Below are 13821 nucleotides of genomic sequence, written 5' to 3'. Positions count from 1 at the left end.
ATCAACTGGCTTCGAGATATAAACTTGCTTGTACTAGGTGTTAGAGCAAGGCTTATGGATTAAAACAAAAAGATAAAAATAAGGATCGAATTATGTGTAATCAAACCCGTTTTTGGGATGATGCCAAAGGATTATTAGAAGAGTGGTACGTCGCTTGTACCTCTAAAGAACTCAAAAAAGATCAGCCTTTTTCAGCCACCCTGTATGGTAAAAAAATTGTTCTGTTCCGACAAAAAGATGGAACAGCTGCTGCATTGCTCGATCAATGTGTACATCGTGGCGTGCCTTTGTCTCAGGGTAAAATGACTGATGGCTGCGTGACATGTCCATATCATGGTTGGTCGTATCAGGGCGATGGGCATGTGGCGCATATTCCTAGTGTCAATGGACAATTTTTTCCAGAAAAACCGCATCCCTTTAAACAGCGTAGTTTTGATGTGTGTGAGCAAGATGGGGTGGTATGGATTTATCTCGGTGAAAAGCCAAAACAAGAACGCCCAGAAATATTTAAATTACCATTTTATGATCAAGCCGGTTGGGTCAGCTATTACATGGTCGGCAGTTATGATGGCGAGATGGGCGCTGTTGCACAGAATATTATGGATGTGACTCATACCATATTTGTGCATGAAGGCTGGTTTCGTTCAGAGTCCGGAAAAGCCGTGGATGCCACCATAGATGTCGGGCCGCGCAAAGTAGTCGTTGACTATCATGACCATGATGCAGATGTTGGCATGATGCCATGGCTGACCAATCCGCATGGTGCTGAACAGGTTCACCGCGACAGTTTTATCGCACCGAATATTACCTTGGTGGAGTACCATTGGGGAGAGCCGTCGGGCATGGTGTTTAATAGTCTGATTAGCCCTGTGGGGCCATTTGAGTCAAGGGTTTATACCTGTGTTAGCTATAAATTTCCCATTCCAAAATTGTTGTCTAAGGCATTGATGCCGGCTGTGAATGCCTATACTTGGGTGGTCAACAAACAAGACATTAAAATTTTGTCAGCGCGAAGAGCTGGCATCGAGCATATGCCGATGACCCATTCGCATAGTGTGAGAGGGGATATGGCACATATTGCCTTAGAGAAGATTTTAGATGCCTTACGTCATGACCAACAATTGGCACCGTCATTTATTGGCAAACGTCCGATGCAATTTCAAATTTGATAGCATTGAAATCTGCGTGAGGAATTTATTTTTCTGAGCAATGTGATTTTTGAAGATGATTTTTTCTGCGCACGTGCAAATGTATGCTATATGAAGGCATCAATTTGAGGAGACCGCTATGCGTCAGCAAATCGCTTTAATTATGGCACTGCCGAGTGAATCTAAAGGCTTATTTGAAGCTGCAGGCATTGAAGTGCATTACAGTGGTATTGGTAAAGTCAATGCCGCATTTAAAGCCTTTGATGTGATTCAAAAAACCGGATGTCATACTTTGCTGAATTTGGGCACTGCGGGAAGTTCACATTTTGATGCACATGCTTTGGTTGAAGTAGCTCAATTTGTACAACGGGATATGGATGTATCGCCTTTGGGTTTTGATGTGGGGGTGACGCCGATGGATACCGATCATCCTGCTGAAATTCAGCCAGAGAGCATGTTTAGCCATTTGCCTAAAGGAATTTGTGGTACAGGCGACAGCTTTGAAACTGGGCTGCCGAAAGTACCGTGTAATCTTGTCGATATGGAAGGCTACGCAATCGCTAAAGTATGTAAAAAACTGGGTGTTCGCTTTGTATCGGTAAAATATATTACCGATGGTGCGAATGACACAGCGCATCTGGATTGGGAAGAAAATTTATTATTCGGCGCAAAGAAATTATTGAAATTATATCAAACAGTCAAATAAGGCATTTAGCTAATTTCGGTCGGCGACCATAGAATGCTATGGTCGTATGCCAATTCGACCCAATTCAATTTACTTTTCTGGGCGTGGAATTACACCGTAAAGCATCATATGAACGGTATGTTGAATAATCCGTTGTTGCATACTGCGATTACGTAAGGTTTTTCCAGTGACCATTTCCATTTGGGTTGCAAAGTCAGCATAGTTTTGCGTAATTGCCCAAATGTTCAGAATTAAAAGTTCTGGATCAATATCTTTTGAAATTTTACCTTGCTCTTGCCAGTTGCTGATGACTTTGGCTTTGCGTTTAACTAATTTTTTTAGTGGGCCTTTTAAAATTTCAAGAATGTGTGGTGCGCCCTGAATGACTTCAAGTGCGAACAAACGTGAGGCTTTCGGTTGCGTACGAGATACTTCAATTTTCTGCAATAGATAATTGGTGATCGCTTCTTCAGGCTCAAGGTCTGCTTCCAACATTTGTAGCGGAGCAAGCCACTTTTGTAGAACCGTTGTCAGAACTTCAACATAAAGCGCTTCTTTATTTTCATAGTAATAGAAAATATTCGATTTATGCATTTCTGCAATCTGTGCGATCTCATCCAAGCTGGCGCCATTGAAGCCATACAGGGAAAAGACATCCAGTGCTGCATTAAGCAACTGGTGGCGTTTCTGGGTACTCTTTTTTTGTTCCATTAGCTCTTTTAAGAAAATGAAAAGGGAATATTGAATTGTACGGCAAATCAACAGATTTGTGCACAATCATCGTTTCTAATTTTATGAATTTTGGCAGTTTATTCTGTTCAACGGTCAAATAAATACGACGAATACCATAATATTTCAAATAATCATTTTAGGGTGAAATTTAAATAAATCATTATTTTTAATCATGGATTTATATGATTTATCGTAATTTTTGTGATGTATTTGTCAACAGGCGATAAATCTCCCCTCAATGCTAAATATGGTTTTGTTGCGATATTGTTCTTGAATAGGACAGGAAGTCACACGGTTTAAGTGATGATTTCCTGCACAAGTACAGCTTAAGTGGCCAAGACCGCTTGTAAGACTTGTTGTTCAAGTTCAGTAAATTCAATGCCTTTTTTTCGTGGACGGGTCAAATCGACACTAAATTCTTTGGCAATATGGCCTTTATCCAGCAAGATAATTCGGTCTGCCAACTGTACGGCTTCACTCACATCATGCGTGACCAAAATCGCGGTAAACCCTTGTTCAGTCCAGAGTTTTTCAATCAAATTCTGCATATCTAAACGTGTTAAGGCATCGAGCGCACCCAGTGGTTCATCTAGCAGCAAAATGCGTGGTTTATGTGACAAAGCACGTGCCAGTGCAGTACGTTGACGTTGCCCCCCTGATAGCTGTGTTGGCCAAAGCCCCGCTTTGTCTTTTAAACCAACTTTCTCGAGGAGTGCTGTGGCATTGGCATGTTGGTCTTTGCTTAAACCAAGTTGTACATTTTTCTCAATGCTACGCCAAGGCAGAAGGCGAGGGTCTTGGAACATCACACGAATATCATCACTGGTGATGCCTTCACGAATATGACGTGCAGACTTAAATTTAATTTCGCCATAACTGGGCTTTTCTAAGTCGGCGATGAGGCGAAGCAGGGTACTTTTACCACAGCCACTACGACCGACAATTGCCAAGAATTCACCGGGTTGAATATGCAGGTCAAGGTCCTCAAGGACTTTAACATCGCCATAAAATTTGTGTAGTTGTTCAATCAGGATCTCTGCGCCCAACACCGCATGGGGGTTGATATCCTCGACTGAAGAACGCTGAGGTTGGGTTGAGTCGTCTGCATGACGGCTTATGCTTAAATCGGTCATCACATGCTCCTTATTTTTGGTAACCCGAGTGCCAACGGAGTAAATATTTTTCTAAGGCAACAGCCAGTACATCGGCTAATTTACCGAGTAGGGCATACAATAAAATCCCGACCAAGACGATATCGGTTTGTAGAAATTCGCGTGCATTCATGGTCATATAACCGATGCCGGCTTGTGCAGAAATGGTTTCTGCCACAATCAACAAAACCCAAACGAGCCCGAGTGAAAAACGCAGACCAACCAAAATAGACGGCATCGCCCCCGGTAGAATGATTTCTTTATACAGTTGCCAGCCACTCAAACCGTAGCTTTTGCCCATTTCAATCAGTTGAGGGTCTACAGAACGAATACCATGATAGGTATTGATATAAATGGGAAAGAATACGCCAATAGCGACTAAAAAAAGTTTGGCCGATTCATCGATCCCAAACCATAAAATCACCAAGGGAATCAGGGCAAGAGCAGGAATGTTACGGATCATTTGCAGCGTGGTATCGAGTAGCGTCGATGCTGTTTTGGATGAACCATTCAGCAGACCTAAAAAAAGACCTAAACCACCGCCGACTAGAAGTCCAACCAAAGCACGACCTGCACTGATTTGAACATGCTTCCACAGTTCACCACTGATCAGTAAGTTCCAAAAGGCCACCACCACCGCACTTGGCGCAGGCAAAATACGACTTTCTAACAGCCCTGTAACAGAGGCAATTTGCCAAACAATAATTAATGCAATAGGAAACAACCAAGGCAGCAAACGCTGCCCGAGTTGTGTTCCACGTGAAACCTTCGGTGCTTTGAAGGTTTCAACAGAAACAGTTTTGGACATTAGGCCGGCTCCTGAATCTTTTCAGCTTTTTTATTTTCATCTGGTGTGTAATTGTTCGCGACAATCTCACCAAATGGGCCGGTTAAGTTAGGTTGAACCAATTTCTGACGTGTTTCCAATGGCAGTAATGGGAACACTAATTCTGCAAAACGGATAGACTCTTCAAGGTGTGGGTAACCAGAGAAAATAAAGGTGCTAATCCCGAGATCGGCATATTCTTGGATACGTGCGGCGACAGTTTCAGGATCACCAACGAGTGCCGTACCTGCACCACCACGAACCAGACCAACACCGGCCCATAAGTTTGGCGATACTTCTAATTTGCTACGGTCGCCATTGTGCAGTTCAGCCATACGGCGTTGACCAACAGAGTCCATGGTTTTGAACTTGGCTTGCGCGGCTGCAATGGTGGCATCGTCGACATATTGGATCAGCTCTTCTGCTGCTTTCCATGCCTCTTCATTGGTTTCGCGCACAATGACATGTAAACGAATGCCATAATTCAGTTCACGTCCTTTGGCTTTGGCTTTTTCACGCACCACTGCAATTTTTTCTTTTACCGCTGCAGGTGGCTCACCCCAAGTTAAATAGGTGTCAACTTGATCCGTTGCCAGTTCAACAGCAGCCTCTGAAGAACCGCCAAACCATAGTGGTGGATACGGTTTTTGTACCGGTGGATAAAGTAATTTGGCGTCGTCCACACTCAGACGTTCGCCATGGAAGGTATAGCTTTCACCGGTATGTGAACGGGTTAAAATTTCACGCCAAATCGTGGTGTATTCAGCAGCTGTTTGGTAACGCGTTGCGTGATCTTCATAGACACCATCACCCTTGAGTTCCTGCTCATCACCGCCTGTAACTAAGTTCAGTAAGATACGGCCGCCAGATAAACGGTCAAAAGTTGCAGCCATACGTGCAGTTAGTGCAGGCGTTGTCACCCCCGGACGTAGCGCCACTAGAAATTTTAAATTTTTAGTGGCATCAATCAAGCTTGCAGCTGTAAGCCATGGATCTTCACATGAACGACCTGTCGGAATCAGAACGCCTTCATAGCCAAGATTATCCACCGCTACTGCAATTTGCTTCATGTAGGCGTGATCGACTTGGCGTGCACCTTTACTTGTTCCTAAGTAGCGACTGTCACCGTGGGTAGGGATAAACCAGAAAATTTTCATGTTCAGTTCCTTGTATTTTTGATGGCTCGGGTATCAATGTGATGAAGGTGTCCAAACTTGCTTTTGGACTTGAATGTTGTTTGGAATCAGTTGGACTTGTTTAAATAAGTCCGCAATATTTTGCTGTGCTTGAATGACCTCAGGTGTCAGCGGGCGCACAGGAGATGGTTTAGATCGGCGAGAAAAGGCTTGCGCAGCAATATTCTTTTGCAGCCCAGTGCTGTTTTGATAAATCTCTAAAGCCACATTTTGGTTCTTCACAATCCACTGATCGGAAGCATCTAGGGCCTTTAAAAATTTAGCTGGGGCATTAGGGTGCGCTTGAACGACTTTTGGATTTGCCACATAAAATGAATAGGTCTTTGGAAAATCACCGGATTGAATCAGCACTTTAGCCTGAGCATCCAACTCCGCAGCAGATAAAAACGGGTCCCAAATGGCCCATGCATCAATTGATTTTTTATCAAATGCGGCACGTGCATCTGCTGGTGGAATCCAAATCGGTTGAATGTCATTCCAAGTCAAACCGGCTTTTTCTAAAGTTTTGGCTAATAACTCATGCGCACTCGAGCCTTTTTGTACAGCAACGCGTTTGCCACGTAATTCTTGAATGGTTTTGATTGAGCTATCAGCTGGAATCACGACAGCGAGCGACTGTTCAGGCACCACTTCATAGCCAATATAATTGAGGTCTTTATTGGCAGCTTGGGCAAAAATAGGCGGGGTGTTGCCGACATAGCCATAATCCACCGCACCAACCGCAAGAGCTTCTAACATTTGTGGGCCAGCAGGGAATTCCTTCCACTCAATGTGAGCGCCGGGAAATTGTTGTTCAAAGAGCTTTTGTTCACGGGCAACTAGCAAATTTAAGGCTGATTTTTGAAAACCAATAACCAAGGTTTTTACGGCTGTTTCAGCTGGTTTTTCACCATCCTGCTGTGCTGTTTCTTGTTTTTGGCAGGCACTGAGTCCAAGGCCCAAAGTGGCTAAAGTCAGTATGGAAAATGTTCTTAGAATACGCATGGCATCGCCCTTATGCTGTGGTCGGCTTATTTGATAATGGCCGACTCAATATTTAATTTATTTGGAATTAATTTTTCGTTATAAAACGCATCAGCGACTTGCTGCTGCTCTTGCGCCACTTGTGCAGTAATCGGCGTCACTTGATTGCCTAAGCGAGAAATTGATGTTTTAAGTACATCTAGACCTAAGCCGGTTTTGCCTTCGAGTAACTTGGCCGCTTCATCTTGATTTTTTGAGACCCATTGCGTGGTCAAATTCAACTCATTCACCACAGCTTGCAGGACTTTTGGATTTTCCTGAGCAAATTTGCGATCGGCCAAATAGAACTGGTAGTTCTTCACCAAGTTTTCGCCATTGGCAATGGTGCGAGCATTAAGTTGATGCTCAGCGGCAGAAAGGAACGGGTCCCAAATTACCCATGCATCGACTGCACCTTTTTCAAAGGCAGCTCGTGCATCGGCAGGCGGTAAATACACGACATTGATGTCGCTAAATTTAAGCTGATTGGCTTCCAACAACTTGAGCAACAGGTAATGCACGTTTGAGCCTTTGTTTAAGGCCACACGTTTACCTTTTAAGTCCTGAATACTGTGAATAGCCGAATCTTTTTGCACAATTAACGCTTCAGCTTTTGGAACAGCAGGTTGGTTGGCAATGTAAACCAAATCGGTTTGAGCGGCTTGAGCAAAGATAGGCGGTGCTTCACCGACTTCACCAAATGACACGCTGCCCACATTGAGGCCTTCAAGCAGCTGTGGACCCGCAGGAAATTCCACCCATTTGATATTTACACCTTGGCTTTTTAAGGCTGTTTCTAAGGTTCCGCGTTCTTTTAAAATTGGCAATAAGCCATATTTTTGGAAGCCGATATTTAAGGTGACATTTTCATCAGCCTCTTTTTTGCCACAGCCCGACATCATCATGGCACCCACAACCGCTGTAGACAGTACAAGTGTTTTTGTCCAAAGTTTTACTTTGTGAGTACGCATGTGTTGCTCCTATAAAAGTCTAAATGTGCAGAACTGTTGATTTATGAACACATAAGCTAAAGAGTTTTCTTTTTCGAAAAAAATAAGAAAACTTAAATTTAAAATCAGGAAAAAAGATAAATAAAAATCAGCAAAACTTATGAGAAATTATGATTTTAGAAAAACATATAATGTGTCGAAGTATTATTTTAAGTTATTGAAATTATTTTATTTATTTGGGTTGTTTAAATGGTAGATATGGTTATTCTATGGCTTGCAAAGTGATTTGAGGGGATAGCCAAGGGATTCGGCATAACCTTATGCAAAATAATGCTATTCAGCGCATAAAAAAAGCCACTTTAAAGTGACTTTTTACAAACCAATGAGTTTCTTTGGTAGTTATATAAGGCCTGACGGGCATTCGGTAAGTCATCGACACTGACTTGTTCAAAACCTTGTTCAAGGAACCAATGCGCTGTCCGTGTGGTCAAAATAAACAATTGTTCAATACCTAAATCTCGCGCTTTTTCTTCTAAATAATGCAAAATTTGGCTACCGCGATTCGATTTTCGATACCCCGGATGCACAGCCACACATGCGATTTCAGCAGAGCGTTTTTCATTCCCTGTGACAGGAATCGGGTATAACGCAGCGCAGGCCAAAATCGTACCGTCACGTTCAATCACTGCAAATTGTCCAATTTCATTTTCCAGACGTTCGCGTGAGCGATAAACCAAGATGCCTTCTTGTTCGAGAGGGCGTAAGAGATTGATTAAGCCGCCAACATCTTGAATATCGGCAGTACGCACTTCTTCATAATGCGCATCAGTGATCATGGTGCCAGAGCCGTCACGCGTGAACAATTCTTCGATCAATGCGCCATCATAGGCATAGGAAATGAGATGAACACGGTGTACGCCTTGAAGGGAAGCATCTTTGGCAACGCTTAAATGCAGGGCTATGTCGGGGTTAGAATCTTGATATTGCAAAATATGCTGATCAAGTTGATGAGGCGTAATTTCGCGTTGTAGCTGCCGATGTTCATTGTGCAAACCATGTTGTTTGCCCAAGAAAATCAACTTATCCGCTTTTAAGCTGATGGCGGTTTTGGTCGCAACTTCTTCAGCCAATAAATTAAACACTTCACCTGTCGTGGAATAACCTGTTGGCCCAAGCACCACAATATTTTGGCTCTCTAAATGACGTTGAATCGCATCGATATCGACGGAACGAACTTCACCAGACAGTTGAAAATCGATACCGTCACGAATGCCATACGGTTTTGCCGTGACCAAATTGCCTGAGACCACATCAATACGCGCGCCGTACATCGGTGAGTTGGCTAAACCCATAGACAGGAGGGCTTCAATTTGCAGACGAATGGAACCGACGGCATTCATCACCGCAGGTAAGGATTCGCGAGTGGTGATGCGACGGTGATGATGAAATGGTGTCTTGATGCCGCTGCTTTGTAAATTATGATTGATTTGCGGACGAGCACCATGCACCAAAATTAGACGAATACCAAGTGAGTGTAATAAGGCAATATCATGAATAATGTGTTGAAAATTTTCATGTTGCAGCGCTTCACCATCAAACATGATGACAAAGGTTTTGTTGCGATGCGCATTAATATAGGGTGCAGAATGACGGAACCAATGCACATACTGTAAGGTTGTGCTGGAAGATGGTTCAGTGATATTCGTTTGCATGCCTATGCCTGTTTATTCGCTTTGGTATGGATGATTCTAAACAAAAACATATGACAGCGGAAAGCAAATTTGACATCCTCACCCCCTTAAAAGAGGGTGATTCCTACAGCTAGACGCTTATGCCCAAGCGCAAGAATGTTTAGAGCTGAGTTTATATCTCGATCATGAGCTGTACCACAGCTCATGCACTCCCATTCTCTTATTCCAAGATCTGTCTTACCTTTTGGACTACTTGAGGTGATCTCACCGCAGCACGAACAGATTTGGGTGGTATAGGCTTCTTGGACTTCTTCAAACAATACGCCTGCGTTCTCGCATTTATACTTGAGCATTGTTTTTAGTGCAGAAAATCCTGTATCCAAAACAGATTTTGCCATTTTGGTTTTTACTAATTTTTTAGCACTCAAGTCACCTACAATAATCAATGCATTTTCATTCACAAGCTTGGTGCTTGCTTTATGCAAATGATCTTTTCGACTATTTGCAATCTTGGCGTGTAATGCACGAACACGCTTCTTATTCCTGGCTCTCTGAGCAATACCTAATTTCTGCTCATATTTTCGATAGAATTTTGGATTTGAAATTACTGTGCCATCAGAACAGGTGGCAATATCTTTTAAGCCTAGATCAATACCAATCGCTTTGGTTGCTGTCGATTTATCTTGCTTAGGCGATTCAACAACAAGACATACATACCAACGCCCACGGCTATCCTCTACAAATGAACCTGTTTTTAACGTGTATTTGCTTAAACCGTAGCTATCCCAAAGCTTAAATTGGTGTTTTCCATACTGGACATATCCATTGGCATATTTGATAGCCACCTTTTTAAAGGGAACCCATCCCAAAGAGCGCCTTGCTGATTTTTTATTGCTGACACGCCATTTCAGCTTTGCCTTTTTAAATTGCTTTCTTCGGGTGACTAATTCTTCAGTTACAGCCTGAATGGTTTGACTATGTAAATTACATTCTTTGGATGTGCCTTTCGTATATTTGGCAATATCAAAAGCAGAGAGAAATTCACCTTTCCGCTTCAAATGCCTAAACCCTAAATCATTGACATAATTCCAGACGAAGTTCACTTCTGATGCTAGTTGGTCTAACACCTTGCAATGTTTGTCTTTTATACGTAATTTAAGGGTTTTCATGTACTTATATTAACAATCAAAACTCAAGGAAAATAGTCCTTAGTTAAATCAAACGACACTTCAGGTCGTGTCGCTTATATCTCTGACCTGAAGGACAGAGTTTTACGCTCCATTTGATAAAAAAACACCTGAACAGTGTTCAGGTGTTGGGAAAGGGACTTAAGAGATCGTCGAATGATTAGCCATTCTTAATGCGAATGATGCGATCGGTACGATCATTGACTAGCACGTAGTCACCATTGATTTTGTACCATTGTTGATAACGACCGGTGTTCGGTAAGCGGCGCGCTTCACGATCACTCACTTTGTAGCGGCTTGAATCGAAATAACGAGGAAAGCTTTGACCAACACGCCAATCGCGGCTTGGATTTACACGACGAAAGTCATTACGGTCGTAGCGATTATTGTCATAACGGTTGTTGTTATTCCAATTGCTCGGACGGTGATCTTTGTCCCAACGGTTGTCTTGATGTTGGTATGACGGATGGTAACGGCGGTCATCTTGACGATGGTCTGGCGCAGCAATGGCTGCTGTTGCTGCCATCAAAGCCGATACGGAAAGAACTAAACTCGATACGATTTTGTTCATGGGACACCTCTATACATTTCTAATCTGTTTTTCGATGATTCAAAATTAGCGAGAAAGTTCAGAGAAAGCGTGGGGGCAATATAGTTGAATTGTGAAATGTATGGAGGAAATTTGAAGGTGTGTAAATGATCTGAACGCTAGGCAGCATCAGCTTTTGCGGTTAAACATTAAAAAAACCTCATAAAAAAAGCCCAGAGTTGATCTGGGCTTTAAAAAAATGGCGAAATTAAATTCAAAACGGCTTACATACCTAAAATTTTCAGAATACTGTTACTATCTGAGTTGACCAATATGTAGTCATTATTGATTTTATACCATTGCTGATTACGCGATGGTTTAGGTAAGTTATGGTCTTTATAATCGACTTTATAACCATTACCACGATAATGCTGTGGCATCACATAGCCCGTTTGCCATTTATGTTGTTGCAAACGTTTGACTCCACGTTGTTCACGCATACGGCGTCGATCTTCAAGATCGTCATCGTCCTGATAACCACGGTAATCACGATCTTTTTTCATTTGACCATATGCATTGCCGCGTGGGCCATCAAAGCCACGTTCATCGTTCTTGAAGTGAGGCGCTGCAGACGTGATGCTGCTTGCTATTAAAGCACTGAAAGAAATAGCCAAAATTGGCAAAATCTTTTTCATGTTCAACCCTCATGAGTAATTTATCTTCAATATCACTACTGTACGCATTAAATGCAGAGAAACTGTGAAGAAAGATGAATATTTCTTTAAATAAAACGAAGAGATTGCGGATATTATGCGATAAACTTCGTGCTGAGAACAATCTTTCCATCTTGGAAGAGATGGTCCGATAATGCGCGCTTTTTATCCTTGCAATTCAGCTTTGATTAAATTTGAGGTCTATTGTAAGCACGATCAAAAACGCCCATCAAGTCTTGATGGGCAAATAGGGTAGAGATACTGGACTGGAAAAGGTGAGTAAATCCGGGTTTTAGTACCACTGCTCATTGAGGCATTGGAGTGAATAAATCGCTTGAGCCACAGATTCAGCTTGCTCGGCATCGTCCATTGCAGAGATCAAATTTTCAGTCAGTTGTAAGTTTTCAATTGAACGAATGGTTTCAATTTTACGTGTTTGATCAGCCATTTGGGTCTCCTTGCCGTCGGTCTATGTCATGCCCAACAGTCTATGCTTTTATTCTTAATGTGAAAAACCGAATATTATTATAAAAATAATTTAAAAATACGATTATTGGAAAGTGGGGTGATCCAGCTGTCTGTTGATCGAAGTTTGTAAAATTTCAAGGTTAAAAAAGGGCATCAAATGGCCCTTTTTAGTTCTGAATGTGTCACTTGGAACACACTTAGTATGCATATTTCAGATCGGTATAGTCCGTTAATGATTTTTGAATATGAGCTTGGATAAATTCATTAATATCTTCAGGTGTCATTGCTGCACCTTGTTTGGTAATCACATGCTCAAACGGCGCTTGATCTTGCGCAATGATGCGATAAACAAAGTTAGTGATCACTTGATAGCCTGCTTCTTGCTTTTGAATGCAAGTGACATAGAAATAGGCATGCTCAAAGTTTAAGTCAGTATGCGAAAAAATAAATTGTTCAAATAATTTTGCATTTTGACCAACCTCTAAGCCTTTTAAATCGTCCACGATACTCGGGTCGAATTTCATGCCATATTTTGCTGAAATGGGTTGACCATCGACCAGTAGGTTAACCATGCCATCCTCAGTTGGAGTCACTGTAATATTGCTAAAGTCAGACATGTATCAATCCAATGTTTTTAAAGAATGCCCCAAGTATCGGCAAATTTGCTAAAAACTCAAGTCGACTTTCGCGTGGTCACTGCAAAATCATTCGGTTAATGATGCGTTGTAAAGATTCAAGACATAAAAAAAGGAAGCGCGATCTTCCTTTTTAAATTGGGTTTTCACCCTATTCATCTTGGGCATCTATGCTGGCACCGGTTAAATGCAAGCTGTCGTCACCCATTAAATATAAATATGCAGGCATGATGCTTTCAGGCGTAGGCAAAGTTTTTGGATCTTCGTCTGGATAAGCTTTTGCACGCATGGCAGTACGTGTCGCACCAGGGTTAATACAGTTAAAACGAATATTGGGGTGTTCATTTTCTTTAGCGAACAATGTGCTTACGGCTTCAATGGCAATTTTTGAAACCGAGTACGCGCCCCAACGTTCACGGGCTTCACGTCCCACACCCGAACTGGCAAAGACCACTGAGGCATGCTCAGATTTTTGCAGTAATGGCATCAGCTCTTGAGTCAGTACAAAAGGCGCACGAAGGTTCACCGCCATGACATCATCCCATACATCCACAGGATAATGTTCTAGTTCAGTCCGCTCACCCAAAATCCCGGCATTATGCAAAATGCCGTCAAGGCGACCAAATTGCTTTTCTAAGGTATCGACCAACAGCTCATAATCACGAGGAGAGGCACTAGACAGTTGTAGCGGTAAAATCGCCGGTTGGGGGGCACCCAAGCCTTCAATTTCATCGTAAATCACTTCTAGTTTATTCAGTGTGCGTCCATGTAAGACCACGGTTGCGCCATGTAAGGCATAACTGAGGGCAGCCGCACGGCCAATACCATCGCCCGCACCTGTAATCAGGATAATGCGATCTTTGAGCAGATCGGGGCGAGGTTGATATTCTGAATATTTCATCCGTACC

Annotated in this window: 15 protein-coding genes; 2 read left to right on the top strand and 13 right to left on the bottom strand. The window is 42.5% G+C overall.

What is annotated here, in order from left to right:
* Nucleotides 1–92: 92 nt before the first annotated feature.
* Both MST17_RS15810 and MST17_RS15805 read left to right on the top strand, forming a co-directional pair.
* Entirely contained in the window at nt 93–1169 is a 1077-nt protein-coding gene (locus MST17_RS15810; protein ID WP_180027318.1) for an aromatic ring-hydroxylating dioxygenase subunit alpha, read from the top strand.
* 118 nt (nt 1170–1287) lie between these two features.
* Entirely contained in the window at nt 1288–1854 is a 567-nt protein-coding gene (locus MST17_RS15805) for a 5'-nucleosidase (RefSeq protein ID WP_111886021.1), read from the top strand.
* Nucleotides 1855–1923: 69 nt separating this feature from the next.
* On the opposite strand, the gene MST17_RS15800 is transcribed toward MST17_RS15805, so the two are convergent.
* From MST17_RS15800 to MST17_RS15740, 13 genes are all read right to left on the bottom strand, one after another.
* Complete coding sequence (locus MST17_RS15800) at nt 1924–2544, bottom strand: TetR/AcrR family transcriptional regulator (protein ID WP_078190649.1); 621 nt, start codon at nt 2542–2544, stop codon at nt 1924–1926.
* Nucleotides 2545–2891: 347 nt separating this feature from the next.
* A complete protein-coding gene (locus MST17_RS15795) occupies nt 2892–3698 on the bottom strand; it encodes an ABC transporter ATP-binding protein (protein WP_180027319.1) in 807 nt (268 codons plus the stop codon).
* A 10-nt stretch (nt 3699–3708) separates the two neighbouring features.
* Nucleotides 3709–4524, bottom strand: coding sequence for an aliphatic sulfonate ABC transporter permease SsuC (gene ssuC / locus MST17_RS15790; RefSeq protein WP_078190647.1), 816 nt, complete (start codon nt 4522–4524; stop codon nt 3709–3711).
* Complete coding sequence (ssuD, locus tag MST17_RS15785; protein WP_168379803.1) at nt 4524–5699, bottom strand: FMNH2-dependent alkanesulfonate monooxygenase; 1176 nt, start codon at nt 5697–5699, stop codon at nt 4524–4526. The genes ssuC and ssuD overlap by 1 nt, the downstream gene beginning before the upstream one ends.
* Nucleotides 5700–5732: 33 nt before the next feature.
* The gene (locus MST17_RS15780) at nt 5733–6722 is read right to left on the bottom strand and encodes an aliphatic sulfonate ABC transporter substrate-binding protein (RefSeq protein WP_111886024.1); all 990 of its coding nucleotides are present in this window, start codon (nt 6720–6722) and stop codon (nt 5733–5735) included.
* Nucleotides 6723–6748: 26 nt separating this feature from the next.
* Nucleotides 6749–7711, bottom strand: a complete 963-nt coding sequence (locus tag MST17_RS15775) for a sulfonate ABC transporter substrate-binding protein (protein ID WP_180027320.1) — start codon at nt 7709–7711, stop codon at nt 6749–6751.
* A gap of 338 nt (nt 7712–8049) precedes the next feature.
* Nucleotides 8050–9402 carry an amino-acid N-acetyltransferase gene (gene argA / locus MST17_RS15770; RefSeq protein ID WP_180027321.1) on the bottom strand — a complete coding sequence of 451 codons (1353 nt, stop codon included), beginning with the start codon at nt 9400–9402 and terminating at the stop codon, nt 8050–8052.
* 86 nt (nt 9403–9488) lie between these two features.
* Nucleotides 9489–10550 carry an RNA-guided endonuclease TnpB family protein gene (locus MST17_RS15765; protein ID WP_180082742.1) on the bottom strand — a complete coding sequence of 354 codons (1062 nt, stop codon included), beginning with the start codon at nt 10548–10550 and terminating at the stop codon, nt 9489–9491.
* A gap of 178 nt (nt 10551–10728) precedes the next feature.
* A complete protein-coding gene (locus MST17_RS15760) occupies nt 10729–11139 on the bottom strand; it encodes an RcnB family protein (RefSeq protein WP_180025863.1) in 411 nt (136 codons plus the stop codon).
* Between the two features lie 242 nt (nt 11140–11381).
* The gene (locus tag MST17_RS15755) at nt 11382–11792 is read right to left on the bottom strand and encodes an RcnB family protein (RefSeq protein WP_180022986.1); all 411 of its coding nucleotides are present in this window, start codon (nt 11790–11792) and stop codon (nt 11382–11384) included.
* 310 nt (nt 11793–12102) lie between these two features.
* Entirely contained in the window at nt 12103–12258 is a 156-nt protein-coding gene (locus MST17_RS15750; RefSeq protein WP_168379727.1) for a hypothetical protein, read from the bottom strand.
* 217 nt (nt 12259–12475) lie between these two features.
* Complete coding sequence (locus MST17_RS15745; RefSeq protein WP_078190640.1) at nt 12476–12895, bottom strand: hypothetical protein; 420 nt, start codon at nt 12893–12895, stop codon at nt 12476–12478.
* A gap of 169 nt (nt 12896–13064) precedes the next feature.
* Complete coding sequence (locus MST17_RS15740; protein WP_078190639.1) at nt 13065–13814, bottom strand: YciK family oxidoreductase; 750 nt, start codon at nt 13812–13814, stop codon at nt 13065–13067.
* Between the last annotated feature and the right edge of the window lie 7 nt (nt 13815–13821).

The sequence above is a fragment of the Acinetobacter sp. YH16056_T genome, assembly GCF_024605895.1.
GTDB lineage: Bacteria > Pseudomonadota > Gammaproteobacteria > Pseudomonadales > Moraxellaceae > Acinetobacter > Acinetobacter amyesii.
This window is presented reverse-complemented; position numbering and strand designations above follow the sequence as displayed.

Bases quoted from the DNA above. Each gene is read 5' to 3' on its own strand.
- MST17_RS15750 (WP_168379727.1), bottom strand. From the start codon at position 12,258: ATGGCTGATCAAACACGTAAAATTGAAACCATTCGTTCAATTGAAAAC.
- MST17_RS15795 (WP_180027319.1), bottom strand. From the start codon at position 3,698: ATGACCGATTTAAGCATAAGCCGTCATGCAGACGACTCAACCCAACCT.
- MST17_RS15800 (WP_078190649.1), bottom strand. From the start codon at position 2,544: ATGGAACAAAAAAAGAGTACCCAGAAACGCCACCAGTTGCTTAATGCA.
- MST17_RS15775 (WP_180027320.1), bottom strand. From the start codon at position 7,711: ATGCGTACTCACAAAGTAAAACTTTGGACAAAAACACTTGTACTGTCT.
- MST17_RS15760 (WP_180025863.1), bottom strand. From the start codon at position 11,139: ATGAACAAAATCGTATCGAGTTTAGTTCTTTCCGTATCGGCTTTGATG.
- MST17_RS15745 (WP_078190640.1), bottom strand. From the start codon at position 12,895: ATGTCTGACTTTAGCAATATTACAGTGACTCCAACTGAGGATGGCATG.
- MST17_RS15740 (WP_078190639.1), bottom strand. From the start codon at position 13,814: ATGAAATATTCAGAATATCAACCTCGCCCCGATCTGCTCAAAGATCGC.
- argA (WP_180027321.1), bottom strand. From the start codon at position 9,402: ATGCAAACGAATATCACTGAACCATCTTCCAGCACAACCTTACAGTAT.
- ssuC (WP_078190647.1), bottom strand. From the start codon at position 4,524: ATGTCCAAAACTGTTTCTGTTGAAACCTTCAAAGCACCGAAGGTTTCA.
- MST17_RS15780 (WP_111886024.1), bottom strand. From the start codon at position 6,722: ATGCGTATTCTAAGAACATTTTCCATACTGACTTTAGCCACTTTGGGC.
- MST17_RS15755 (WP_180022986.1), bottom strand. From the start codon at position 11,792: ATGAAAAAGATTTTGCCAATTTTGGCTATTTCTTTCAGTGCTTTAATA.
- MST17_RS15765 (WP_180082742.1), bottom strand. From the start codon at position 10,550: ATGAAAACCCTTAAATTACGTATAAAAGACAAACATTGCAAGGTGTTA.
- ssuD (WP_168379803.1), bottom strand. From the start codon at position 5,699: ATGAAAATTTTCTGGTTTATCCCTACCCACGGTGACAGTCGCTACTTA.
- MST17_RS15810 (WP_180027318.1), top strand. From the start codon at position 93: ATGTGTAATCAAACCCGTTTTTGGGATGATGCCAAAGGATTATTAGAA.
- MST17_RS15805 (WP_111886021.1), top strand. From the start codon at position 1,288: ATGCGTCAGCAAATCGCTTTAATTATGGCACTGCCGAGTGAATCTAAA.